The 22,375-nt window shown below is 68.8% G+C and carries 24 protein-coding genes and 3 tRNA genes; 11 read left to right on the forward strand and 16 right to left on the reverse strand.

Annotation, left to right across the window (positions count from 1 at the left end):
- From BM013_RS11625 to trpE, 12 genes are all read right to left on the reverse strand, one after another.
- On the reverse strand, positions 1–90 hold a 90-nt coding region (locus BM013_RS11625), incomplete at its 3' end, for a GTP-binding protein (RefSeq protein WP_038111923.1).
- Positions 91–163: 73 nt separating this feature from the next.
- Positions 164–238, reverse strand: a tRNA-Thr gene (locus BM013_RS11630).
- Between the two features lie 51 nt (positions 239–289).
- A tRNA-Gly gene (locus BM013_RS11635) sits at positions 290–363 on the reverse strand.
- A 65-nt stretch (positions 364–428) separates the two neighbouring features.
- Positions 429–514 (reverse strand) — tRNA-Tyr (locus tag BM013_RS11640).
- A 107-nt stretch (positions 515–621) separates the two neighbouring features.
- A complete protein-coding gene (locus BM013_RS11645; RefSeq protein ID WP_093126883.1) occupies positions 622–1,329 on the reverse strand; it encodes a uracil-DNA glycosylase in 708 nt (235 codons plus the stop codon).
- Positions 1,326–2,126, reverse strand: a complete 801-nt coding sequence (gene trpC / locus BM013_RS11650; protein WP_093126885.1) for an indole-3-glycerol phosphate synthase TrpC — start codon at positions 2,124–2,126, stop codon at positions 1,326–1,328. The genes BM013_RS11645 and trpC overlap by 4 nt, the downstream gene beginning before the upstream one ends.
- Positions 2,127–2,153: 27 nt before the next feature.
- A complete protein-coding gene (gene trpD / locus BM013_RS11655; protein ID WP_093126887.1) occupies positions 2,154–3,176 on the reverse strand; it encodes an anthranilate phosphoribosyltransferase in 1,023 nt (340 codons plus the stop codon).
- A 25-nt stretch (positions 3,177–3,201) separates the two neighbouring features.
- On the reverse strand, positions 3,202–3,852 hold the full coding sequence (locus BM013_RS11660) for a LysE family translocator (protein ID WP_093126890.1): 651 nt from the start codon (positions 3,850–3,852) through the stop codon (positions 3,202–3,204).
- 16 nt (positions 3,853–3,868) lie between these two features.
- The gene (gene ltaE, locus BM013_RS11665; protein ID WP_093126892.1) at positions 3,869–4,927 is read right to left on the reverse strand and encodes a low-specificity L-threonine aldolase; all 1,059 of its coding nucleotides are present in this window, start codon (positions 4,925–4,927) and stop codon (positions 3,869–3,871) included.
- 6 nt (positions 4,928–4,933) lie between these two features.
- A complete protein-coding gene (locus BM013_RS11670; protein WP_093126895.1) occupies positions 4,934–5,518 on the reverse strand; it encodes an anthranilate synthase component II in 585 nt (194 codons plus the stop codon).
- Positions 5,515–5,907 (reverse strand): GxxExxY protein, encoded by a 393-nt coding sequence (locus BM013_RS11675; protein WP_093126897.1) that lies wholly within the window; start codon positions 5,905–5,907, stop codon positions 5,515–5,517. Before BM013_RS11675 ends, BM013_RS11670 begins: the two co-directional genes overlap by 4 nt.
- Positions 5,908–5,909: 2 nt before the next feature.
- Positions 5,910–7,412 (reverse strand): anthranilate synthase component I, encoded by a 1,503-nt coding sequence (gene trpE, locus BM013_RS11680; RefSeq protein ID WP_093128063.1) that lies wholly within the window; start codon positions 7,410–7,412, stop codon positions 5,910–5,912.
- Between the two features lie 348 nt (positions 7,413–7,760).
- Here trpE and BM013_RS11685 point away from each other — a divergent pair, with 348 nt between their 5' ends.
- Positions 7,761–8,369, forward strand: a complete 609-nt coding sequence (locus tag BM013_RS11685) for a chalcone isomerase family protein (protein ID WP_371271203.1) — start codon at positions 7,761–7,763, stop codon at positions 8,367–8,369.
- Positions 8,370–8,426: 57 nt separating this feature from the next.
- Here the strand turns inward: BM013_RS11685 and gph are convergent, their stop codons facing one another.
- Together gph and BM013_RS11695 are read right to left on the reverse strand one after the other, a co-directional pair.
- Positions 8,427–9,122: a phosphoglycolate phosphatase gene (gene gph, locus BM013_RS11690; protein ID WP_093126900.1), complete on the reverse strand. Its 696-nt coding sequence runs from the start codon at positions 9,120–9,122 to the stop codon at positions 8,427–8,429.
- 83 nt (positions 9,123–9,205) lie between these two features.
- Positions 9,206–10,237 (reverse strand): alpha/beta fold hydrolase, encoded by a 1,032-nt coding sequence (locus tag BM013_RS11695; RefSeq protein WP_093126902.1) that lies wholly within the window; start codon positions 10,235–10,237, stop codon positions 9,206–9,208.
- Positions 10,238–10,589: 352 nt separating this feature from the next.
- On the opposite strand from BM013_RS11695, the gene BM013_RS11700 reads away from it, so the two are divergent.
- Entirely contained in the window at positions 10,590–11,162 is a 573-nt protein-coding gene (locus BM013_RS11700) for an Rrf2 family transcriptional regulator (protein WP_093126904.1), read from the forward strand.
- A gap of 30 nt (positions 11,163–11,192) precedes the next feature.
- On the opposite strand, the gene BM013_RS11705 is transcribed toward BM013_RS11700, so the two are convergent.
- Entirely contained in the window at positions 11,193–12,584 is a 1,392-nt protein-coding gene (locus BM013_RS11705) for an aminotransferase-like domain-containing protein (protein WP_093126906.1), read from the reverse strand.
- A 354-nt stretch (positions 12,585–12,938) separates the two neighbouring features.
- Between BM013_RS11705 and BM013_RS11710 the strand changes: the two genes are divergently transcribed.
- From BM013_RS11710 to BM013_RS11740, 7 genes are read left to right on the forward strand one after another with little or no spacing between them, the layout of a single operon-like run.
- A complete protein-coding gene (locus BM013_RS11710; RefSeq protein ID WP_093126909.1) occupies positions 12,939–13,421 on the forward strand; it encodes an MSMEG_0572/Sll0783 family nitrogen starvation response protein in 483 nt (160 codons plus the stop codon).
- A gap of 13 nt (positions 13,422–13,434) precedes the next feature.
- The gene (locus tag BM013_RS11715) at positions 13,435–14,496 is read left to right on the forward strand and encodes a Nit6803 family nitrilase (protein WP_093126911.1); all 1,062 of its coding nucleotides are present in this window, start codon (positions 13,435–13,437) and stop codon (positions 14,494–14,496) included.
- Entirely contained in the window at positions 14,459–15,541 is a 1,083-nt protein-coding gene (locus BM013_RS11720; protein WP_093126914.1) for an MSMEG_0568 family radical SAM protein, read from the forward strand. The genes BM013_RS11715 and BM013_RS11720 overlap by 38 nt, the downstream gene beginning before the upstream one ends.
- Positions 15,542–15,543: 2 nt before the next feature.
- A complete protein-coding gene (locus BM013_RS11725; protein WP_093126917.1) occupies positions 15,544–16,104 on the forward strand; it encodes an MSMEG_0567/Sll0786 family nitrogen starvation N-acetyltransferase in 561 nt (186 codons plus the stop codon).
- Entirely contained in the window at positions 16,101–17,117 is a 1,017-nt protein-coding gene (locus BM013_RS11730; protein ID WP_093126919.1) for a sll0787 family AIR synthase-like protein, read from the forward strand. Before BM013_RS11725 ends, BM013_RS11730 begins: the two co-directional genes overlap by 4 nt.
- A complete protein-coding gene (locus tag BM013_RS11735) occupies positions 17,108–17,392 on the forward strand; it encodes an MSMEG_0570 family nitrogen starvation response protein (RefSeq protein WP_093126922.1) in 285 nt (94 codons plus the stop codon). Before BM013_RS11730 ends, BM013_RS11735 begins: the two co-directional genes overlap by 10 nt.
- Positions 17,393–17,428: 36 nt before the next feature.
- A complete protein-coding gene (locus BM013_RS11740) occupies positions 17,429–18,829 on the forward strand; it encodes an MSMEG_0569 family flavin-dependent oxidoreductase (protein ID WP_256221470.1) in 1,401 nt (466 codons plus the stop codon).
- A 37-nt stretch (positions 18,830–18,866) separates the two neighbouring features.
- Here BM013_RS11740 and BM013_RS11745 read toward each other — a convergent pair whose 3' ends face one another.
- Positions 18,867–19,568: a response regulator transcription factor gene (locus BM013_RS11745; protein ID WP_093126924.1), complete on the reverse strand. Its 702-nt coding sequence runs from the start codon at positions 19,566–19,568 to the stop codon at positions 18,867–18,869.
- 240 nt (positions 19,569–19,808) lie between these two features.
- Here BM013_RS11745 and BM013_RS11750 point away from each other — a divergent pair, with 240 nt between their 5' ends.
- Positions 19,809–21,131, forward strand: a complete 1,323-nt coding sequence (locus tag BM013_RS11750) for a DotU family type IV/VI secretion system protein (RefSeq protein WP_093126926.1) — start codon at positions 19,809–19,811, stop codon at positions 21,129–21,131.
- Position 21,132: 1 nt separating this feature from the next.
- Positions 21,133–22,326, forward strand: coding sequence for a type VI secretion system protein (locus BM013_RS11755; protein ID WP_093126930.1), 1,194 nt, complete (start codon positions 21,133–21,135; stop codon positions 22,324–22,326).
- Positions 22,327–22,375 lie beyond the last annotated feature (49 nt).

The raw sequence follows: 22,375 nt of genomic DNA on the forward strand, positions 1-22,375 counted from the left end.
AGCCGTCAGCGTGGTCTTGCCATGGTCGACGTGACCGATCGTGCCCACGTTGACGTGGGGCTTGGTACGGGTGAACTTACCTTTTGCCATTTTTCGACTCCGAAAAAAACGTTTTCAACGTATGCAGATGGGCTGCAATGCTGCATTTGCAACCCCCAAAAACTGGTGCCCTTTGCGGGAATCGGACCCGCGACCTCTCCCTTACCAAGGGAGTGCTCTACCACTGAGCCAAAAGGGCTTTTGTAACAAAGTTACGTATTCACATCGCCTCAACAACGAACCGAGTCTCTGGAGCGGGAGACGGGAATCGAACCCGCGTCATCAGCTTGGAAGGCTGGGGTTCTACCATTGAACTACTCCCGCATCGGGGGCACTTCAAGGCACCCAAAGCGCTAGATCCAATCGCTCTTAGAAACCAAATTCATCGCTGGTGGAGAGGGCTGGATTCGAACCAGCGTACTCGTAAGAGGGCAGATTTACAGTCTGCTGCCATTAACCACTCGGCCACCTCTCCGGCGAACCTCGAAATATAGCACGTTTTTGTGACTACTCAGAAATCCGTGCATCACAAAGATGCGGGAAAACTGCTCGAGGAGCGAATCCTCCGATTATCCAACAACTTCAGCCCTCGTTTCGCCGAGCCTCCCGCCAAGCACGCGCTTCTCCGAAATGTCCGCATCCGATGAACGGAACCGGCGGGCGCAACGCGGAAAGCGGCGACGGATGATTCGACATCAGCACCTTATGGCGCTCAATATCGATCAACGCACGCTTACTTTGGGCATGAGAACCCCATAGCATAAAAACAACAGGTTTCGCGCCGCCCGAAACATGGCGAATCACCGCATCCGTCAGCACTTCCCAGCCCTTGCCGGCGTGGCTGGCCGGCTGGGCTTCCTCGACCGTCAGGCAGGTGTTGAGCAGCAGCACGCCATGGGTCGCCCACTTCACGAGGCTGCCGCCCGGATTCGGGAACGGCGGCGGCGCTTCGCCGAGGTCGCGCTGCAACTCCTTGAAGATGTTGCGCAGCGACGGCGGCAGGGCCACGCCGGGCGCCACCGAGAACGCCAGCCCCTCCGCCTGCCCACGCCCGTGATACGGGTCCTGCCCCAGGATCACCACGCGCACGTCTTCAGGCGGCGTCAGTTCGAGCGCACGCAACGGCTGCGGCGGAAAGATCACCGCACCGGCATCGAGGCGTTCGCGCAGAAAGCCCTGCAGCTTCCCGCCCACAGCACTGCCGAAGAACTCGTCGACCAGCGGTTGCCAGCCCGGCGCCACCGGCCAGTCGGCAGGATCGCTGCTCGACAGCTGATCGGGCCGGCTCATTGGAACAACGCAGCGAGGGCCTCGCCGGGTTCCTTGGCGCGCATGAACGCCTCGCCGACCAGGAAGGCGTTGACGCCCGCCGCGCGCAATGTGGCCACGTCCTCGCGCGTGCCGATGCCCGACTCGGTCACCGGCAAGCGGTCCGAAGGCAGCTTCGGCAGCAGGTCGATGGTCGCCTGGATCGACACCTCGAAGTTGCGCAGGTTGCGGTTGTTCACGCCGATCAGCGCCGTCTTCAGCTTCAGCGCGCGGTCGAGCTCGGCCGCGTCGTGCACCTCCACCAGCACCGCCATGCCCAGGCCGCGTGCAATGGCTTCGTAGTCCTTCATCTGCGCGTCGTCGAGGCAGGCGGCGATCAGCAGGATCGCATCGGCGCCCATCGCGCGCGACTCGTACACCTGGTACGCATCGATGATGAAGTCCTTGCGCAGCACCGGCAGGTCGCACGACGCACGCGCCTGCTTCAGGTAGTCCACGCCGCCCTGGAAGAACTGCTTGTCGGTCAGCACCGAGAGGCAGGCCGCGCTGACGGTGCCGTCGCCCTCGGCATAGCTCTGCGCAATGTCGGCGGGAATGAAGTCTTCGCGCAGCACGCCCTTGCTCGGGCTGGCCTTCTTCACTTCGGCGATCACCGCGGCGTGGCCGGCGGCGATCTTGGCGCGCAGCGCGGCTTCGAAGTCGCGCGTCAGCACACGGCTTTCGGCGTCGAAGCGAACGGCTTCGAGCGGTGCGCGCTTCAGGGCCGCGGCCACTTCCTGGCGCTTGACGGCAACGATCTTGTCGAGGATGTCGGACATAACTTCTGGTGTTTCTTTTGCTTGGACTCAGACGGTGGAGGAGGCCTTGACCAGCTCCGCCAGCTTGGCTTTCGCGGCACCCGATGCGACGGCGCTGCGCGAGCGCTCCACGCCCGCCGCCACCGAGTCGACCACGTTGGCCGCATACAGCGCCGCGCCGGCGTTCAGCAGCACGATGTCGAGCGCCGGGCCGGCCTGATTGTCGAGCACCCCCAGCAGCATCGCCTTCGACTGCTCGGGCGTCTCCACGCGCAGCGTGCGGTTGCTCGACATCTGGAAGCCGAAGTCCTCGGGGTGCAGTTCGTACTCGCGGATCTCGCCGTCCTTCAGCTCGCCCACCATGGTGGCCGCGCCGAGCGAGATCTCGTCCATGCCGTCGCGCCCGTAGACCACCATCGCATGCTCGGCGCCAAGGCGCTGCAACGCACGTACCTGGATGCCCACGAGGTCGGCGTGGAACACGCCCATCAGGATGTTCGGCGCGCCGGCCGGGTTGGTCAGCGGGCCGAGGATGTTGAAGATCGTCTTGATGCCGAGTTCCTTGCGCACCGGCGCCACGTTCTTCATGGCCGGATGGTGGTTCGGCGCGAACATGAAGCCGATACCGCACTCTTCGATGGAGCGCGCGATCTGCTCGGGCTTCAGATTGATGTTGATGCCCAGCGACTCCAGCACGTCGGCACTGCCCGACTTGCTCGACACGCTGCGCCCGCCATGCTTGCTCACCTTGGCGCCCGCCGCGGCCGCGACGAACATCGAGCAGGTCGAGATGTTGAAGGTGTGCGAGCCGTCGCCACCGGTGCCGACGATGTCCACCAGGTGCGTGGTGTCCTTCACCGGCACCTTGGTCGACACCTCGCGCATCACCTGCGCGGCGGCGGTGATCTCGCCGATGGTTTCCTTCTTCACGCGCAGGCCGGTGATCAGCGCGGCCATCATCACCGGCGAGCACTCGCCGCTCATGATGAGGCGCACGATGTGCAGCATCTCGTCGTGGAAGACTTCGCGGTGTTCGATGGTGCGCTGCAGCGCTTCCTGGGGGGTGATCATGAGAGAGGTCTCCTCGAAAAGTGGATCAGCGGCCGATGCGAACGGCGGGCGCGTCGGTGAACGCGAGCTTGAGGCCGAAGCCGATGAAAAGAACGCCGGCTGCGCGGTCGAGCCAGTGCATGCCCTTGCGCACGGCGCCGCGCCGCGCCATCCATCCGGCGGCCAGGGCCCAGCCGACGTTGACGGGAATGGCGTTGAGGTTGAACAGCACACCCAGCAACACGAAGTACAGGGCCGTGTGATCGGTGCCGGCTGCGATGAACTGCGGCACGAAGGCCAGGAAGAACAGCGCGACCTTGGGGTTCAGCACATTGGTCCAGAAGCCGCCGAGAAAGATCGCCTGGAGGCTGCGCTCGCCGGCGGCCTCGCCCAAATCGGCGGGCGGCGCCGGTCGCGACAGCACCATGCGCACGCCCAGGTACAGCAGGTAGGCCGCGCCGATGTACTTGAGCACCGTGAAGGCCGCCGCCGACGTGGCCATCAGCGTGCCGACGCCGACCGCGGCCGCGAAGATGTGGACGAAGCAACCGGCCGTGATGCCCAGCCCCGCGACGATGCCGGCGCGCACGCCGCTGCGCAGCGAGTTCGTCACGACGTACAGCACGTCGGGCCCGGGCGTGAGGTTCAGCAGCCAGCCGGCGGCGATGAAAGCGAGCAGATGGGGAAGATCAGGCATCGCGTCCTCGCGGCGTTCAGGACTTGAAGAAGGCGCGGATCGCGGCAACAGCCCGATCGACGCCGGCGGCATCGACATCGAGGTGGGTCACGAAGCGCAGCCGGTACAGCCCGGTCGCCAGGATGCCCTGCTGGTTGAGGCTTGCGATCAGTTCCGAAGAACGCGCCTGCGCGGCGCCCGTGAGATCGGCGAACACGATGTTCGTGTGCGGCGCCTCGACCGTCAGGCCTTCGATGCCTTCGAGCCCCTGTGCCAGCCGCTGCGCGAGCGCGTGGTCGTCGGCCAGGCGATCGACGTGGTGATCGAGCGCATGCGACGCAGCCGCCGCCAGCAGGCCGGCCTGGCGCATGCCGCCGCCCGCCATCTTGCGGATGCGGTGCGCGCGCGCGATGAACTCGCGCGAACCCACCAGCGCCGAGCCGACCGGCGCGCCCAGGCCCTTGCTGAAGCACACCGACACGCTGTCGAAGCACTGCGCGATGCGGCGCGCTTCGGCGCGGATGTCGCTGCGCTTGTCCAGCGCCGCCTGCGCGGTGGCCGCATTGAAGAGGCGAGCCCCGTCCAGGTGCCGCTGCAGGCCCTTGCCCTTGGCCAGGTCGGTCGCGGCCTGCACGTACGCGAAAGGCAGCAGCTTGCCGCCCAGCGTGTTCTCCAGCGCGAGCAGGCGAGTGCGCGCAAAGTGCGCGTCGTCGGGCTTGATGGACGCCTCGATCTGCGCAAGCGGCAAGGTGCCGTCGGGCGCATGGTCCAGCGGCTGCGGCTGCACGCTGCCGAACACCGCCGCGCCGCCGCCTTCCCAGCGGTAGCTGTGCGCTTGCTGGCCGACGATGTACTCGTCGCCGCGCCCGCAGTGCGACAGGATCGCGCACAGGTTGCTCTGCGTGCCGGTGGGCACGAACATGGCGGCCTCGAAGCCCAGCATGGCCGCGATCTTTTCCTGCAGCGCGTTCACGCTCGGGTCGGTGCCGAAGACGTCGTCGCCCAGCGGCGCCGCCATCATGGCCTCGCGCATCGCGGGCGTGGGTTGCGTGACGGTGTCGCTGCGCAGGTCGACGAGGGAGAGGCGGTCGGTCATGGTGAGCTAGTCCAGGAAGTTCTTGAGCATGGCGTGGCCGTGCTCGGTGAGGATCGATTCGGGGTGGAACTGCACGCCTTCGATGCGCACGTCGTGCGCGAACCCGGTGTGCCGCACCCCCATGATCTCGCCGTCGTCGGTCCAGGCGGTGACAGCCAGGGCCTTGGGGCAGCTCTCGCGCTCGATCGAGAGCGAGTGGTAACGGTTGACGGTAAAGCGCTGCGGCAGGCCCGCGAACACGCCCTCCTGCGTGGTCGTGATCTCGCTGGTCTTGCCGTGCATGAGCTGTTGCGCGCGCACGATCTTGCCGCCGAAGGCCGCGCCGATGGCCTGGTGGCCGAGGCACACACCCAGGATGGGCAGCTTGCCCGCGAAGGCCTCGATGGCCGCCACCGACACGCCCGCCTCCGCCGGCGAGCACGGCCCCGGCGACACCACCAGCCGCGTGACGCCGGAGGCGATCAGCTCGCCGATCTGCGCCACCGTGATCTCGTCGTTGCGGTGCACCTGCACATCCGCACCCAGCTCGCCGAAGTACTGGACGATGTTGTAGGTGAAGCTGTCGTAGTTGTCGATCATCAGCAGTTTCATGGCTTGCTCACAATCCGGTGCACGCCCTTCACGACGGGGAACACGTTGAAGTTGATCAACAGGCCCAGCTTGAGGCCGGACAGCCGCAGCGCGGCCAGCACCTGCGCGCGGTGCAGGTCGGTCAGCACGTCGACCGCCTTGAGCTCGACGATGACCGACTGCTCGATCACGAAGCCCGCGCGGTATACCTCGCCCAGCGAGCGGCCCTTGTAGCTGGCCGACAGCGCCACGTCGCGCGTGAAGCCGATCTCGCGCTCGGCCAGCTCGATGGCCAGCGCCGCGGCGTAGGCTGCTTCGTCGAGCCCCGTGCCGAGCACGCGCTGCACTTCGACGGCCGCGCCGATGATCTCGTGCGAGAAGTCGTTCTGAATATCGGGTGCGGTGCTCATGTTCACTCCAGGCCTTCCTCGACCAGTTCGGCGGCACGCAGCAGCGCGCGCGCCTTGGCTTCTGTTTCCTTCCACTCCAGCTCGGGCACCGAGTCGGCCACCACGCCGGCCGCGGCCTGCACGTGCAGCATCTGGTCCTTCACGATGCCGGTGCGGATGGCAATGGCCACGTCCATGTCGCCCGCATAGCTGATGTAGCCGCAGGCGCCGCCGTAGATGCCGCGCTTGGTGGGCTCCAGCTGGTCGATGAGCTCCATCGCATGCACCTTGGGCGCACCGGTCAGCGTGCCGGCCGGGAAGGTGGCCTTCAGCACGTCGATGGCGGTCATGCCGTCCTTCAGCGTGCCTTCGACGTTGCTCACGATGTGCATCACGTGGCTGTAGCGCTCCACCGCGAAGGCCTCGGTCACCTTCACGGTGCCGGTCTTGGCGATGCGCCCGATGTCGTTGCGCGCCAGGTCGATCAGCATCACGTGCTCGGCGCGCTCCTTCGGGTCGCTGATGAGTTCCGCCTCGGCCGCCTTGTCGAGCTCGATCGACGCGCCGCGCGGGCGCGTGCCGGCCAGCGGGCGGATGGTGATCTTCTGCTCGCCGTCGCCCGTGTTCTCCTGGCGCACCAGGATCTCGGGCGAGGCGCCCACCACGTGGAAGTCGCCCAGGTTGTAGTAGTACATGTAGGGCGAGGGGTTCAGCGAACGCAGCGCGCGGTACAGCGACAGCGGCGACTCGGTGTAGCGCTTGCTGATGCGCTGGCCCACCTGCACCTGCATGAAGTCGCCCGCGGCAATCATTTCCTTGGCGCGCTCCACGGCCGCGAGGTAGTCGCCCTTGGCGAAGCTGCGCTCGGGCGGGTGCGCCTGCGTGGGCTTCACGATGGGCGCGCTCACCGAGTACTTGAGCTTGTCCTTCAGCTCGCGCAGGCGGCGCTTGCCCACGGCATAGGCCTCGGGCTGCTTCGGATCGGCATAGACGATGAGGTACAGCTTGCCCGACAGGTTGTCGATGACCGCCAGTTCCTCGCACTGCAGCAGCAGGATGTCGGGGCAGCGCAGCGTGTCGGGCGGGCAGCTGTGTTCGAGCTTGCGCTCGATGTGGCGCACGGTGTCGTAGCCGAAGTAGCCCGCAAGGCCGCCGCAGAACCGCGGCAGGCCCGGCCGCAGCGCGACCTTGAAGCGCTTCTGGTACTCGGCGACGAAGTCCAGCGGATTGCCCTTGTGGGTCTCGACGACGACGCCGTCGGTCACCACTTCGGTGGCGGCTTCGGCGCCGAAGCCCGAGGCACGCAGCAGCGTGCGGGCAGGCAGGCCGATGAAGCTGTAGCGCCCAAAGCGCTCGCCGCCCACCACCGATTCGAGCAGGAAGCTGTGCTTGCCGCCGCCCTGCGAATGGGCCAGCTTGAGGTAGAGGGAAAGGGGCGTCTCGAGGTCGGCAAAGGCCTCGGCCATCAGCGGAATACGGTTGTAGCCCTGGGCGCTGAGGCTCTTGAATTCAAGTTCGGTGATCACGGATTCGTTCTCCAATTGCCTGCCGGCGCTCCTTTGGCCGGTGGCAAGGTCATTCACGGGTGGTCCGGCGTCGGTGGGTGTGTCGACTCGGAACCTCGGGCGCACGGCGTGCGCCGTGCAATCAAACAGTCAGCGATGTATGGCGACGCCAGGGCCAGGCTCCCCGGCTGCCTTCACCTGTTTGAATGATGTGATGAACGAACATGGAGCGCGGAGTTTAGCCCACGAAAACGCCGAACGCGTGCAATACGGCTGCCAACGGCGTTCTTCAGGGTTCCCCCGATGGTCCGTGCGTAAAACGAAAAGATACATTCGCACGACCGTTCGCAAATTCCAAGGAGACACCCAGTGCCTGCTCTGCCCGCTCTATCGCTCTCGGCCGCGTGCGTCCGTCTCGGCCTCCTGGCCTGCCTCGCCACCGCCCTCGGCGCCTCCGCCGCGACCGTCGACGTGGCCGGCGTCAAGCTCGAAGACCGCATGGACCTGCGCGGCACCGCCTTGCAACTGAACGGCGCGGGCGTGCGCTACAAGGCCATCTTCAAGGTCTACACGGCCGGCCTGTACGTCGGCCAGAAGGTGTCGACACCCGAGGAAGCACTGGCCGCGCCGGGCCCCAAGCGCGTGGCGATCACGATGCTGCGCGACATCGACGCCAACGAGCTGGGCAAGCTCTTCACCAAGGGCGTGGAAGAAAACTCGCCCAAGAGCGAAATGCTCAACCTCATTCCCGGCCTGCTGCGCATGGGCCAGATGTTCGCCGACCAGAAGCAGCTGAAGACCGGCGACACCTTCACCATCGACTGGCTGCCGGGCACCGGCACGCTCATCACCGTGCGCGGCGTGCCGCAGCCCGACCCGGTGAAGGAACCGGCCTTCTTCAACGCGCTGCTGCGCATCTGGCTCGGACCGACCCCGGCCGACTGGAAACTGAAGGACGCGCTGCTGGGAAAGCAGTGAGCGCCTGAAAGCCCAGGCGGCCTGCGTCAGTCAGGCCAGTCAGGCCAGTCAGGCCAGTCAGGCCAGCTCGGCCAGCGAATCCACGAAGCCGTCCGCGTCCACCCCGCGCACCGGCTCGCCGTGGTTGTAGCCGTAGCTCACGAGCACCACCGGGCAGCCGGCCGCGCGCGCGGCACGCGCGTCGTTGCTGGAGTCGCCGATCATCAGCGTGCGCGCCGGTGACGTGCCCAGCGCCTCGCAGGTCTTCAGGAGCGGCAGCGGGTCGGGCTTCTTGCGCTCGAAGGCGTCGCCGCCGAACACGAATTCGAAGAAACCGTCGAGCCCCTTCGCGGCCAGCAGCGGCGTGGCGAACGAGCCCGGCTTGTTGGTGAGGCAGGCCAGCCGCAGGCCCCTCGCGCGCAACGCCTTCAGCCCCTCGGCCACGCCTGCATACACCGCGGAGTGCTGCCCGTTGATGGCCAGGTAGTGGTGCTGGTACCGCTCCCAGGCGCGGTCGAACAGCGCGCGGGTCTTTGCCTCGGCACCCGCGCCCTCCGACGGCGCCATCACGTGCACCAGCGCCGAATGAATCAGGTGCTCCGAGCCCTTGCCCACCATCAGCTCGATGGCGGCGGGCGCCACGGGCGGCAGCGCCAGGTCGCGCAGCATGCGGTTCAGGGCCTCGGCGAAGTCGCCGAGCGTGTCGACCATCGTGCCGTCGAGGTCGACGATGGCCGCGTCGAAGCGGGTGGGATCGAAGCTGAAAGAGGTCAAGACAAGCCTTCCGGAGAGATGCGCCGATTCTCCCGGAAGGCTCGCCCCCGCTCTCTCTTTCTGTCCTTCTCTCGTTCTCTCCTTCAGCGCCGCGCCACGTCCACCACCGCGGCCGCGAAGGCCTCCGGCGCTTCCTGCGGCAGGTTGTGCCCGATGCCGCCGCTGGCCAAACGGTGCTCGTACGGGCCCGAAAACTTCTTCGCGTAGGCGCTCGGTTCCGGGTGCGGCGCGCCGTTGGCGTCGCCTTCCAGCGTGATCGTCGGCACCGTGATCACCGGTGCCTTGGCCAGCCGGTTCTCCAACTCTTGGTACTTCGCCTCGCCCTCGGCCAGGCCCAGGCGCCAGCGGTAGTTGTGCACCGTGATGGCCACGTGGTCGGGGTTCTCGAACGCCACGGCGCTGCGGTCGAAGGTGGCGGCATCGAAGTTCCACTTCGGCGATGCGAGCTGCCAGATCAGCTTGGCGAAGTCGTGGCGGTTCTTCTCGTACCCGGCGCGGCCGCGCTCGGTCGCAAAGTAGTACTGGTACCACCACTGCAGCTCGGCTTGCGGCGGCAGCGGAACCTTGCCGGCCTCCTGGCTGCCGATGAGGTAGCCGCTGACCGACACCAGCGCCTTCACGCGCTGGGGCCACAGCGCCGCCATGATGCAGGCGGTGCGCGCGCCCCAGTCGCAGCCGGCGATGGTGGCGGTCTGGATCTTCAGCGCGTCCATCAGCGCGATCATGTCCACGGCAATCGCCGCCTGCTGGCCGTTGCGCGGGGTGTCGGCCGAAAGGAAGCGCGTGGCGCCGTAGCCGCGCAGGTACGGAACGATCACGCGAAAGCCCGCCGCGGCAAGCAGCGGCGCCACGTCGGCGTAGGTGTGGATGTCGTACGGCCAGCCGTGCAGCAGGATCACCGGCGCGCCGTCGGCGGGGCCGGCCTCGAAGTAGCCCACGTTGAGCACGCCGGCGTCGATGGTCTTCAGCGGCTCCAGGCGCTTGAGCGGGCCTGTGCTGCGAGTGCCGGTGGACTGGGCGAAGGCGGGAAGGACGGCGGCGAACTGAGCGGCCGCGACGCCGATGGCCGCGGTGCCGAGAAACGAGCGGCGGGGCATGTGGACTGGGGCAGACATGGGAGGCTCCTTGCGAATCGGGGGTGCGAGGTTGAAAGAGGGAAATCGATGCAGCCGCGAGCGACTGGCGGCCCGGATCTTCACGGCGGGGGTACGGATCGCGCCGGCGCACCGTATCGCTGTGTATCCGCGCGTACTTTTTCAACAATAAATTTCGTTCCGGCCCCTTCCGAGGGCCTTGCAACGCCCTTTTTGCCCTGTACGGCCGCCAATGTCGAAAACCCGCCGAAAACCGCGCCGGAAACTTTTGGCGACCTTTCGGACACTCACACCGGCTACCTGCCCCGCGCCAGCCGCCGGGCAGCCCTTCACCCGGCATTGCCCCGCAATGCACATTCACGAGGAACACTCCATGCGTCTGACGACGAAGGGCGGCTTCGCCCTGACCGCCATGATCGATGTCGCGCTGCGCGAGCGGGACGGCCCCGTGCCCCTGGCGTCGATCAGCAAGCGCCAGCACATCGCGCGCTCGTCGCTCGAGCTGCTTTTCAGCAAGCTGCGCCAGCACGCCCTCATCAAGGCCACGCGCGGCCCGGGCGGCGGCTACACGCTGACCCGCAAGGCCTCCGAGATCACCGTGGCGGACATCCTGGCCTCGGTGGACGGCCAGGCCCCGGCCGAGCCGGAAACCGAAACCAGAACCGAGGCCCCGGCCGTCGCGAAGGCGGCCCGGCGCGAAAGCACCGCCGAGATCGGCTGCTACTCCACCGAAGCCCTCTGGGCCTCCGCCAAGCACCACGTGATGGAGTTCCTCGGCTCCGTCACCCTGCAAAGCCTGGTCGACGACCAGCTGGCCAAGGGCGTGCGCGTCGACGAAGAGCCCGTGCGCAAGAAGGAACCGGCCCTGCGCCCGACCGCGAGCCTGCGCCATGTGAACGCGCCGAACTCGGTGTTCGCCTGGAACGGCGTGTTCGCCAAGCGCTGAAGCGCCCTCCCCCTCCCCCTCGCACCCGACTCAGCGCAGCGTCGCGTGCGGGTGCAGCGGATGCGCCAGCGTGTCCGCGATGAGCCTCAGCGCCTGGTCGCACTGCTCGCGCGACATCGGCCCGCCCAGGCAGATGCGCACCGCGTCGGGCGGGTCGCCGTCGGTGGAAAACGCGGCGCTGGCCACCACGCCCACGTTCTGCGTGCGCAGGTAAGAGGCGAACTCCACCGGGCTCCAGCCCGGCGTGAGCGGCAGCCATGCATGAAAGCCCTCGGGGTGCGCCTGCAGGCCGCTGTCGCCCAGGTAGCGCATGGCCAGCAGCTGGCGCGCCACCGACTCCGCGCGCACCGCCTGCAGCATGGCCTCGGTGGTGCCGTCTTCCACCCACAGCGTGGTCAGCGCATTGGTGATCGGCGAGGCCATCACCGTGGTCGCGCGCATCGCGCCGGCCAGCCGCTGCGACTGCACCACCGTCGGTGAACACACATAGGCGCTGCGCAGCCCCGCGCCGAAACACTTCGAGAAACCGCTCACGTAGTAGGTGAGCCCCGGCGCCAGCGTGGCCAGCGACGCGGGCGCCTGGCGCGGCAGCATGCCGTAGGCGTCGTCCTCGATGATCGGCACCGCGTAGCGCAGCGCCACGTCGGCCAGCGCCTCGCGCCGCGCCCGCGACACGGTGGCCGCCGTCGGGTTCAGCAGCGTCGGGTTGCAGTACAGCGCCTTGGGCTTGAGCGTCTTGCAGGCGTGCTCGAAGGCGTCGGCAATGGGCCCGTCGTCGTCCATCTGCAGCGCATGCAGCTGCACGCCCAGCTGCGCCGCGATGGCCTTCACGCCCGGGTAGGTGAGCGACTCCACGCACACCAGCTCGCCCGGGCGCGCCAGCTGCGAGAACAGCGCGGTCAGCACGGCATGGATGCCGGGGCACACCAGGATGCGGTCGACGCTCGCGTGGGGCACGAAGGGCCGCAACCACTGCATGGCCACCTCGCGGTCGTGCACGGTGCCGCCGAAGTCCTGGTAGCGCAGCAGGTCGTGAAAGTCGAGCTGCGCGAAGGCCCGGCTGGCGCTGTCGTGCAGCCGCGCCATCAGGTGCTCGTCGTCGGGCTCGGGCGGCATGTTCATCGTCATCTCGGCACCGCTGCCGCCGCGCAGCCGCAGGCTCGGGCTGCCCGAGCGAATGAAGGTGCCGGTGCCCGCGCGCGAGTCGATCAGCCCGCGCTTGCGCGCCTCGGCATAGCCGCGCGCCACGGTCGTGTAGTTCAGTTCCAGGTCGGTGGCCAGCTCGCGCAGCGTGGGCAGGCGGTCGCGCACGCCCAGGCGGCCGGTCTTGATGTCGTCGGCGATCAGGTCGGCCAGCAGCAGGTAGGCCGGCTTGGCGGTGGTGCGCAGCTGCTTGCGCCAGTGGGCGGTGATCGTGGTCATGAGGCGTTCCCGGCGAAGTTGATCGCATCCATTGATTGCATCGGCATGCCGATCAACACGCAGGAATCACGCCCGTGCCAGAGGGAGTGAATGCTTCGATCAGGTGCGATCAACGCCATTTATCGGGTGCATTGATCGCATGCCGCGTGCGTCGTCACGGTGCGAAACCGACGTGGCCGGCGACCTGCATGGCCGCGATTCCGGGTGCCCGAAGAATTTTTATCGCCACGCAGCCCGCACCGCTGCGCATTGATCGCGACTTGATCGCACGCCCGCCGCCCGGCGCTGGCACATCGCCTGCGAAGAGAAAGGCACGCAAGACCTGCGTACCCACCACCCCAACCGGAGTACCCCATGCCCAAAGTCACCCGCCCCCGCAACGAAAAAGGCGAGTTCCTTGTCGACTACGAAGAGAAGGTGTTCGAGGACGTCAAGGCCGAGCCCGGCGAGAAGGCGCTCGTCACCTTCCACACCGTGGCCTTCGAAGGCTCGATCGGCTTCGTCAACCTGCTGCAGGCCACGCGCCTGCGCCGCAAGGGCTACGAGACCTCCGTGCTGCTGTACGGCCCCGGCGTGACGCTGGGCGTGCAGCGCGGCTTTCCCACGCTGGGCGACGAGGCCTTCCCGGGCCACCAGAACTTCAACAAGCAGATCGTCAAGTTCATGGAAGAAGGCGGCAAGGTCTACGCCTGCCGCTTCGCGCTGCAGGCGCTGTACGGCCACGGCGAAGGCGCGCTGATCGAGGGCATCAAGCCGATCAACCCGCTCGACGTGCTGGACATCGTGCTGCTGCACAAGAAGGCCGGCGCCGTCATCCTCGACACCTGGACCCTGTAAGGCGGCACGAGCGATGGCTTCCCCACCCCGCATCGTGCGTGCCGCGGCGATCCAGATCGCGCCCGACTTCGACCGCCCCGACGGCACGCTCGAGCGGGTGTGCAGCGCCATCGACGAGGCCGCAGCCAAGGGCGCGCAGCTCGCGGTCTTCCCCGAGACCTTCGTGCCCTACTACCCCTACTTCAGCTTCGTGCTGCCGCCGGTGCTGCAGGGTGCGCCGCACCTGCGGCTGGCGGAGCGCGCGGTGGTGGTGCCCGGCCCCGTCACGCAGGCGGTGGCCGAGCGGGCCCGCGCGCGCCACATGGTGGTGGTGCTCGGCGTGAACGAGCGCGACCACGGCAGCCTCTACAACACGCAGCTGGTGTTCGACGCCGACGGCACGCTCGCGCTCAAGCGCCGCAAGATCACGCCCACGTACCACGAGCGCATGGTCTGGGGCATGGGCGACGGCGCGGGCCTGAAGGTGGTCGACACCGCCGTCGGCCGCGTCGGCGCGCTGGCCTGCTGGGAGCACTACAACCCGCTCGCGCGCTACGCCCTGATGGCGCAGCACGAAGAGATCCATTGCGCGCAGTTTCCCGGCTCGCTGGTCGGGCCGATCTTCGCGGAGCAGATGGAAGTGACCATCCGCCACCACGCGCTGGAGTCGGGCTGCTTCGTGGTGAACGCCACCGGCTGGCTCAGCGACGAGCAGATCCGCAGCGTCACGCCCGACGCCCAACTGCAGAAGGCGCTGCGCGGCGGCTGCCACACGGCCATCGTGTCGCCCGAGGGCAAGCACCTCGCGCCGCCGCTCACCGAGGGCGAAGGCATGGTAGTGGCCGACCTCGACATGGCACTCATCGCCAAGCGCAAGCGAATGATGGATTCGGTCGGCCACTACGCGCGGCCCGAACTGCTGTCGCTCGCCATCAACGACCGGCCGGCGCAGACCACCGTGCCGATGCACCTCACGCAACCCCACACCTCACCGCTTACACCACGGAGCACCGACCATGACCACCACGACAACGATGCCACCCGCGAGCCGGCAGCTGATGACCGAGCTCCAGTCCTTCGGGTTGCGGCTGGTTGACCCGTCGGCCGGTGTGTCGAGCCGGCGCGGCGGCGCGGGCCCGTCCGACCACAAGGCCGTGACGGTCGACGGCCACACGATCATGGTGCCGGTGCACACCTCCACCGCGTGGCACTCGCCCTTCACCGCCGAAGCGCCCGACGCGCACGGCATGAGCCGCGTGATGCGCGGCAGCATTCCCATTGCGAGCATCAGCTTTCCGAAGCAGCCGCGCTTCTACGCCATGCAGACCTTCGACGGCGTGCCCTACTCGCACATTGCCACGCTGCACGGCAGCGACGTGCTCGCCACCACCGTGCTGCAGACCTGCATCCGCTACGAGAGCCGCAAGAAGAGCTGCAAGTTCTGCGCAATCGGCCAGTCGCTCGCGGCCGGGCGCACCGTGGCGCGCAAGACGCCCGAGCAGCTGGCCGAGGTGGCGCGCGCCGCCGTGCTGCTCGACGGCGTGAAGCACATGGTGATGACCACCGGCACGCCCAACGCCACCGACCGCGGCGCGGCCGTGCTGTGCGAGAGCGCCTTCGCCATCAAGGCGGCGGTCGACATTCCCATCCAGGGCCAGTGCGAGCCGCCAGACGACGACCAGTGGTTCCACCGCATGAAGGCCGCCGGCATCGACACGCTGGGCATGCACCTGGAAGTGGTCACGCCCGAGCTGCGCGAACGCATCATGCCGGGCAAGGCCAGCGTGCCCGTGTCGCGCTACATGAGCGCCTTCGAGGCGGCCGTGGGCGTGTTCGGGCGCGGACAGGTCAGCACCTACATATTGGCCGGACTGGGCGACACGCGCGAAGCGATTCTGGACACCTGCGACCAGCTGCTGGCGCGCGGCGTGTACCCCTTCGTCGTGCCCTTCGTGCCGATCAGCGGCACGCCGCTCGAAGACCACCCCGCGCCCACGCCCGACTTCATGAAGTCGCTGCTGGCGCCGCTGGGCGAGCGCGTGGTGGCGGCGGGCCTGCGCTCGGCCGACATCAAGGCCGGCTGCGGCAAGTGCGGCGCCTGCTCGTCGCTGTCGATCTACGAAAAAGAAAGCGAAAGCTGACCATGCTGTGCATCGACGACCTCTGCGAAATGGCGGACGCCTACGCGCCCGTCGAATACCTGGTGCGCGAAGCCGCGCAACAGTGGGAGCGCGACGAAGCCATGGCGCTGCGCCGCGCGGTGTTCTGCATCGAGCAGGGCATCTTCGCGCGCGACGACCGCGATGCCATCGACGACCATGCCCGGCTGCTGGTGGCCATGTCGTGCAACGCCGGCATGCCCGACCAGGTGGTGGGCACGGTGCGCATCCACCGCGGCAAGGCAGAGGGCGAGTGGTGGGGGTCACGGCTGGCGGTGCACCCCGCGTTCCGCAGCCAGGGACACCTGGGCGCCACGCTGATCCGGCTGGCCGTGTCGCGCGCCAACGCGCTGGGCTGCGAGACCTTCCTGGCACAGGTGCAGATGCAGAACGTGCCGTTGTTCAGGAAGCTTGGCTGGCGGATGCTCGAAGAGACCCGCGTGCACGGCCGCCCGCACGCGCGCATGCAGGCCGACCTGGCCTGGTACCCGCCCTGCCACGACCCGGTGAGCGGCTTCGTCACGCGCGCGAAGGTGATGGCATGACCGATGCTCATGGCGTCCATGCCATTGCCGAAGCCCTGCGCGCCACACGCGGCTTCGCCCACAAGCGCGACATCAGCGACGTGGTGGCCGCGCTCGGCCGCTCGCTGCCCGGCGGCCATGCCGCGCTGGCGCAGGCCGTGCCCATCGGCGACGACTGCGCGGCCATTCCCGACGGCCACGGCGGCTACCTGCTGTTCGCCATCGAAGGGCTGGTGGAAGACTTCATCGTGCGCATGCCCTGGTTCGCCGGCTACTGCGGCGTGATGGTCAACGTGAGCGACATCTACGCCATGGGCGGGCGCCCCACAGCCGTGGTCGACGCGCTGTGGAGCAGCGGCATGAGCCCGGCCGACGACGTGTTGCGCGGCCTGGCCGAAGCCGCGGTGCGCTACGGCGTGCCCATCGTGGGCGGGCATAGCAACAACCGCAGCGAGCGGCCGCAGTTGGCCGTGGCCATCCTGGGCCATGCGCGGCGGCTGCTCACCAGCTTCGACGCGCAACCCGGCCACCTGCTCGTGATGGCGGCCGACCTTCGCGGCGCCTACGAGGAGCCCTTTCCGTACTGGAACGCCTCCACCCGCGCGCCCGCCGCGCGGCTGCGCGCCGACCTCGAGCTGCTGCCCTCGCTCGCCGAAGACGGCCTGTGCGGCGCCGGCAAGGACATCAGCATGGCCGGCGCCGTGGGCACGGCCCTGATGCTGCTCGAATGCTCGGGCGTGGGCGCGCGCATCGACCTCGACGCGCTGCCCAGGCCCGACGGCGTGCCGCTGATGCGCTGGCTCTCGTCGTTCCCCAGCTACGGCTTCGTGCTGAGCGTGGCGCCCGCGCAGGTGGCATCGGTGCTGGCGCGCTTCGCCGCGCGCGACATCGCCTGCGCCGTGGTCGGCGAGGTCGACGCCACGCGGCGGGTGCGCTTGCGCGCCAAGGGCGAAGAAGCGCTGCTGTGGGACTTCGGCAGCGACGCTTTCATCCAGCCGCCCGGCCTGCAACCGGAGGCCGCCCCATGCCTGTGACGCACTTCCGCGTGCGCTGGCCCGACGCCAGCGAAACCCGCTGCTACTCGCCCTCCAGCGTGGTGCGCGAACACCTCGTGCCCGGCGAGCCCTACGCCCTCGGCGAGTTCATGCGGCACGCGCGCGAGGCATTGGGCCTGGCCTCCGAACGCGTGCGCGCGAAGTACGGCTTTGCCTGCTCGCAGGCGATGGACCAGCTCGCGGAAATCGAACACATCGCTGCGCGCTTCGCGGAAACCGCGGACGCGCAGGTCACCGTCGTCGCCTTCGACTGACGCCCCCCACATCCAGAAGAGAGAAAGAAGGACCCCATGTCACACCCCTACGGCGGACGCAGCCACTACAGCGTCGTCATCGTCGGCGGCGGCCAGGCCGGCCTGTCGCTGAGCCACTGCCTGCAGCAGCGCGGCATCGACCACCTGGTGATCGAGAAGCGCAGCCTCGTGCACAGCTGGCGCACGCAGCGCTGGGACTCGTTCTGCCTCGTCACGCCCAACTGGCAGTGCCAGCTGCCGGGCTGGGGCTACACGGGCAACGATCCGCACGGCTTCATGGTGAAGGAGCAGATCAACGAATGGCTCGCGGGCTTCGTCGGCCATGTGAAGCCGCCGGCCATCGAGGGCGTGACGGTGGAGCGCGTCTCGCGCGCGCCAAGTGCCCCAAGTGCGCCAAGTGCGTCCGGTGCGTCCGGTGCGCCCGGTGCCGGCGAGCGCGACCGCTTCAACGTGCAGACCGACACCGGCCTCTACACCGCCGACCAGGTGGTGGTGGCCTCGGGCGGCTACCACCGCCCCATCGTGCCGCGCCTGGCCGAGAAGCTGCCCGCGCACGTGGCGCAGTTCCATTCGGCGCAGTACCGCAACGCGGCGCAGCTCCCCGAAGGCGCGGTGCTGGTGGTGGGCTGCGGCCAGTCGGGCGCGCAGATCGCCGAAGACCTGCACCTGGCCGGGCGCAAGGTGCACCTGGCCACGGGCCATGCGCCGCGCTGCGCGCGCTTCTACCGCGGCCGCGAAGTGGTCGACTGGCTGGCCGACATGAAGTACTACGACATGCCCGTCACCGAGCACCCGCTGCGCGAAGGCGTGCGCGACAACACCAACCACTACGTGACCGGCCGCGACGGCGGGCGCGACATCGACCTGCGTCGCTTCGCGCTCGAAGGCATGGCGTTGTATGGGCTGCTGAACGGGTTCGACAACGGCAACTTCGAGCTGCAGCCCAACCTGCGCGACAACCTCGATGCGGCGGACGACACCTACAACCGCATCAACAAGTCGATCGACCGGCACATTGCGGCGCAAGGCATCGAAGCGCCGCCGCCCTCGGTCTACACGCCGGTGTGGGAACCGCGGGAAGAACGCACGCGGCTCGACCTGGCTGCCGCGGGCATCACCAGCGTGGTGTGGTGCATCGGCTTCTCGCCGGACTTCGCGTGGGTCGATGCGCCGGTGTTCAACGGGCGCGGCGCGCCGGTGCACCTGCGCGGCGTGACGAACGAGCCGGGGCTCTACTTCCTGGGCCTGCCCTGGCTGCACACCTGGGGGTCGGGGCGCTTCTCGGGCGTGGCGCGCGACGCGGAGTTCCTGGCGCAAGCCATCGCGCAAAGAAAAGAGGGGTTGCGCAGCGCCAGCGATCTCGGGGACGGCGGCGATGGCGGCGATGGCGGCGACAGCGTCACGGCCGAACCGTTGCCGGCCCTGCGCGCCGCCTAGCCGCGGCAAGCGCGGCAGGCTTCGGGGCCTCGGGACTTCAGGCCTGCGCCTCGGTCAGCGCCTGCGCCGCCACCACCGCCTCGGTGCGATTGCGCACGTTCAGCGCACGGAAGATCGCGGCCAGGTGGATCTTCACGGTGCCTTCGCTGATGCCCAGGCTGCGCCCGATCAGCTTGTTGGGCTTGCCCTGCGACAGCAGCTGCAGCACCTCGACCTGGCGCTCGGTCAGCACGTTGCGCAGGTGCTCCAGCGTCTGGCCGCTACCCGAGCCACCGCCGCCGTTCCCGCCGCGCGCGAAGGCCTCGGTCGCCGCCTGCTGCGACACGCCGGCCACGATGCCCGGCGGCAGCGCCGTGAGCATCATCGGCGGCACGTACACGCCGCCGGCCAGCACCAGCCGCACGGCGGACAGCATCACCTCGGGTGAATAGGCCTTGGGAATGAAGCCCAGCACGCCGCGCTCGAGCGCGCTGCGCATGATGGCGGGGTCTTCGTAGCCCGACAGCACGATGACCGGTACCGCCGGATGGCGGCGGCGGATGTCGTCGATGTGGGCCTGCCCGTCGGCGCCGGGCATGTTCAGGTCGATCAGGGCCAGGTCGAGGTCGTCGGTTGCCCCGGCAAGCAATTCGTCGACGCTCATCGCCAGAACGAATTCGATGCCAGGCTCCAGCTCCGACAACTTGGCTTTGACCGCCTCGATGACGAGCCTGTGGTCGTCGGCGATCAGGATTTTCATGGCATTTTCCCGTGTCCCAGCATGCAGAGATCTTTGCAGACGCTGAAGATAACGGCGAATGCCCGGCGCAGCAAGACCGCCGGCCCTACCAACGGCATAGACCCCAAGCGGTATGGCGCACGGCGGCCCTTCGGGAAGAATGAACCACCACTCGAAGGAACCGGGGACATGGGCATGTGCCATCGCTGCAGACGCCGGTGCAAGGCATCCTTCGCAACGCACGACTGAGCGGGCCCGCCCATGGCCCATCTTTTCGACCACTTCTGCGCCCTCGTCTCGTTCGGCCTCGCGCTGGACGCGTCGATCGCGGCCGGCGCACCGATGCTCGCGCACGAGGCGGCCCAGCAGCAGGCGCGCCGGCTGCTGGACGGCGCGCGCGCCGCCGCCGACGCCGAGGGCACGCCCGCGGCGCAGGTCGAGTCGGCAGCCTTCGCCATGGTGGCGTGGATCGACGAGATCCTGGCGCGCCACCCGCGCGCCAACGGCACCCCGGCGCTGCAGGTGCAGCTCTTCAACTCGAACAACGCGCACAGCGAGTTCTTCCACCACCTCTCGGCCCTGGGCCCCGAGGACGACGATGTGCGCGAGGTCTACTGGCACGCGCTGGCGCTCGGCTTCAAGGGCCAGTACTACTTCGAGGAAGGCGACCAGGGCGAGCTCGGCAAGCTGAAGGACCTGCACGGCCAGCAGCTGCGGATGCGCCCGCTGCCGCTCGCCACGCTCGCGCAGGACCGCATCACGCCGCAACCCTACGGCGTGGCCGACCCGCGCGGCCCCAACGACACGCGCCGGCGCGACCGCACCCTGCTGCGCAGCAGCGCCGCGCTGGCGCTCACGCTGCCGCTGCTGTACCTGCTGTGGCTGTGGTCGACCGGCCCGCCGGCGGTGGCCACGGGCCTGGGCCAGCGCGTGGAGCAGCACCTGCAGAGCTTCGCCTGCGCCGACCTTTCCGCGGCGGTGGAGCCCGACGGCCGCACCCGCGTGAGCGGCTACGTCTCGGTGCCCGGCGACCTGCCGCGCGTGGAGCGCGAGGTGAGCGCCATGCCCGGCGTGCGCTCGCCGCGCTTCGACATCGGCCTGCGCGTGTGGCCGCATTGCGAGGTGTTCTCCATCCTCAAGCCCTACCAGGCACGCAACGTCGAGAAGGCCTACGGCCTCGACGTGGACGCGCCCTTTGCGCACGACGGCAAGCTGCGCGAGGGCGACACCGTGCGCGTGCAGGTGGTGGCGCCGCGTCACGACAGCTACATCTGGGTCGACTACTACACGGCCGACGGTTCCGTGATGCACCTCAACCCCGGCCCGGCGCCGCTCGCGCTGCGCGCCGGCCAGTCGCTGGAGCTGGGCCGCGACATTCCTTCGAGCTGGCTGGTGAGCCCGCCCTTCGGCAGCGTGCTGATCACGGTGCTGTCGGCGCCGATGCCGTTCAGCGAAACCTCCAACCGGCCGCCCTTCGAGCTGGCCTCGGCCTACCTGCTGCGCCTGCGCGAGGCGCTGGCGGCCAGCAAGAACAGCGAGCGGCTGATCGCCGACTTCGTGTTCTTCGAAACGACGCCGCGCTGACATGACCGCCCTGCTTTCCCCCGCCCACCGCTTCTGGCTGCTGCTGTCGCTGTGCGTGCTCGGCTTCGGCCTGCTGTACGCGGTGGTGCGCGACGCCGGCTGCGGCGCGCGCCGGCGCGGGCTGGTGCGGCGAATCGCGGCCATGGGCGCACCGCCGGCCGAGGCCGACCAGGCGGCGGTCGACGCCCTGCGCGACGGCATGTCGCAGGCGCAGCAGACCCTGCGCCGCACCTTGCGCTCGAAGTCCGCGGCCCTGGTGCCGTGGTTCCTCTTCTTCGGCGGCACGCAGGCCCGCGTGCCGGCGCTGCTGGCCACGGCACGCGGCGAGCGGGCGCCGGCCGGCGACGATGCCGGTGCGCATGCCGCCGCCTCGGGCGATCCGTTCGGCGGCGCCTGGTGGCACTGGTGGCTGACCGGCGCGGCCATGGCCGTGGAAACCCATCCGGGCCTGGCGGGCGACACCGGCGGCACGCCCGCCATGCGCGGGCTGTGGCTGCAGTCGCTGCTTGCGCTGGCCGAGCGGCGCAACCGCCTGCCGCTCAACGGCCTGGTGGTGTGCGTGGGCGCGCACGAGCTGCTGCACGACGACGCCACCGAGCTCCGGCCGAAGGCCGCGCGCCTGCGCCACCTGCTCGACGAGACCAGCGACACGCTGCGCCTGCAGCTGCCCACCTACCTGGTGGTGACCGGGCTGGAGCAACTCGCGGGCTATGCGGTGCTGCGCGGCGCACTCGCGCCCGAGGTGCTGGCACAGGCCATCGGCCACCGGTTGACCGACCCGTCGGCCTTCATCGAGACGCCGGCGGGCGCGCGCTTCGACGCGGTGTTCGAGCCCATCGTGCAGCAGCTCCACGGCCTGCGCATGGCGCTGCTGCGCGAGCAGCCCAGCGCGGCGGCGCGGCTGGCCGTTCATTCGTTCGTGGAAGACGTGCGCGCGCTGCAGCCGGGCCTGCGGCAGTTCGCCGAGGTGCTGTTCGAAAGCCACGGCAAGGGCACGCGCATGCCGCGCTGGCGCGGCCTCTACCTCACGGCCTCCGCGTCGCAGGCGCACGCAGACGATGCGGCCGACAGCGGCGGTGCCTTCGTGAGCGACCTGTTCGGTCACTTCCTGCCGGCCGACCAGCCGCTGGTGCGGCCGGGGCGGCCCTCTTCCGCCACGTCGAACACGCCAAGCACGCAACTCGCGCCGCTGTGACACGGGCTGGCAGGCGCTGGCAGACGCTGGCAGACGCGCGCCGCGCAGG

The organism is Variovorax sp. OK605, assembly GCF_900115445.1.
In the GTDB taxonomy this organism is placed as follows: domain Bacteria; phylum Pseudomonadota; class Gammaproteobacteria; order Burkholderiales; family Burkholderiaceae_C; genus Variovorax.

What these genes read in the sequence shown, in the direction of transcription:
- BM013_RS11645 (WP_093126883.1), bottom strand. Translation starts at nt 1,329, where the DNA reads ATGAGCCGGCCCGATCAGCTGTCGAGCAGCGATCCTGCCGACTGGCCG.
- trpC (WP_093126885.1), bottom strand. Translation starts at nt 2,126, where the DNA reads ATGTCCGACATCCTCGACAAGATCGTTGCCGTCAAGCGCCAGGAAGTG.
- trpD (WP_093126887.1), bottom strand. Translation starts at nt 3,176, where the DNA reads ATGATCACCCCCCAGGAAGCGCTGCAGCGCACCATCGAACACCGCGAA.
- BM013_RS11660 (WP_093126890.1), bottom strand. Translation starts at nt 3,852, where the DNA reads ATGCCTGATCTTCCCCATCTGCTCGCTTTCATCGCCGCCGGCTGGCTG.
- ltaE (WP_093126892.1), bottom strand. Translation starts at nt 4,927, where the DNA reads ATGACCGACCGCCTCTCCCTCGTCGACCTGCGCAGCGACACCGTCACG.
- BM013_RS11670 (WP_093126895.1), bottom strand. Translation starts at nt 5,518, where the DNA reads ATGAAACTGCTGATGATCGACAACTACGACAGCTTCACCTACAACATC.
- BM013_RS11675 (WP_093126897.1), bottom strand. Translation starts at nt 5,907, where the DNA reads ATGAGCACCGCACCCGATATTCAGAACGACTTCTCGCACGAGATCATC.
- BM013_RS11695 (WP_093126902.1), bottom strand. Translation starts at nt 10,237, where the DNA reads ATGTCTGCCCCAGTCCACATGCCCCGCCGCTCGTTTCTCGGCACCGCG.
- BM013_RS11700 (WP_093126904.1), top strand. Translation starts at nt 10,590, where the DNA reads ATGCGTCTGACGACGAAGGGCGGCTTCGCCCTGACCGCCATGATCGAT.
- BM013_RS11705 (WP_093126906.1), bottom strand. Translation starts at nt 12,584, where the DNA reads ATGACCACGATCACCGCCCACTGGCGCAAGCAGCTGCGCACCACCGCC.
- BM013_RS11710 (WP_093126909.1), top strand. Translation starts at nt 12,939, where the DNA reads ATGCCCAAAGTCACCCGCCCCCGCAACGAAAAAGGCGAGTTCCTTGTC.
- BM013_RS11715 (WP_093126911.1), top strand. Translation starts at nt 13,435, where the DNA reads ATGGCTTCCCCACCCCGCATCGTGCGTGCCGCGGCGATCCAGATCGCG.
- BM013_RS11720 (WP_093126914.1), top strand. Translation starts at nt 14,459, where the DNA reads ATGACCGAGCTCCAGTCCTTCGGGTTGCGGCTGGTTGACCCGTCGGCC.
- BM013_RS11725 (WP_093126917.1), top strand. Translation starts at nt 15,544, where the DNA reads ATGCTGTGCATCGACGACCTCTGCGAAATGGCGGACGCCTACGCGCCC.
- BM013_RS11730 (WP_093126919.1), top strand. Translation starts at nt 16,101, where the DNA reads ATGACCGATGCTCATGGCGTCCATGCCATTGCCGAAGCCCTGCGCGCC.
- BM013_RS11735 (WP_093126922.1), top strand. Translation starts at nt 17,108, where the DNA reads ATGCCTGTGACGCACTTCCGCGTGCGCTGGCCCGACGCCAGCGAAACC.
- BM013_RS11740 (WP_256221470.1), top strand. Translation starts at nt 17,429, where the DNA reads ATGTCACACCCCTACGGCGGACGCAGCCACTACAGCGTCGTCATCGTC.
- BM013_RS11745 (WP_093126924.1), bottom strand. Translation starts at nt 19,568, where the DNA reads ATGAAAATCCTGATCGCCGACGACCACAGGCTCGTCATCGAGGCGGTC.
- BM013_RS11750 (WP_093126926.1), top strand. Translation starts at nt 19,809, where the DNA reads ATGGCCCATCTTTTCGACCACTTCTGCGCCCTCGTCTCGTTCGGCCTC.
- BM013_RS11755 (WP_093126930.1), top strand. Translation starts at nt 21,133, where the DNA reads ATGACCGCCCTGCTTTCCCCCGCCCACCGCTTCTGGCTGCTGCTGTCG.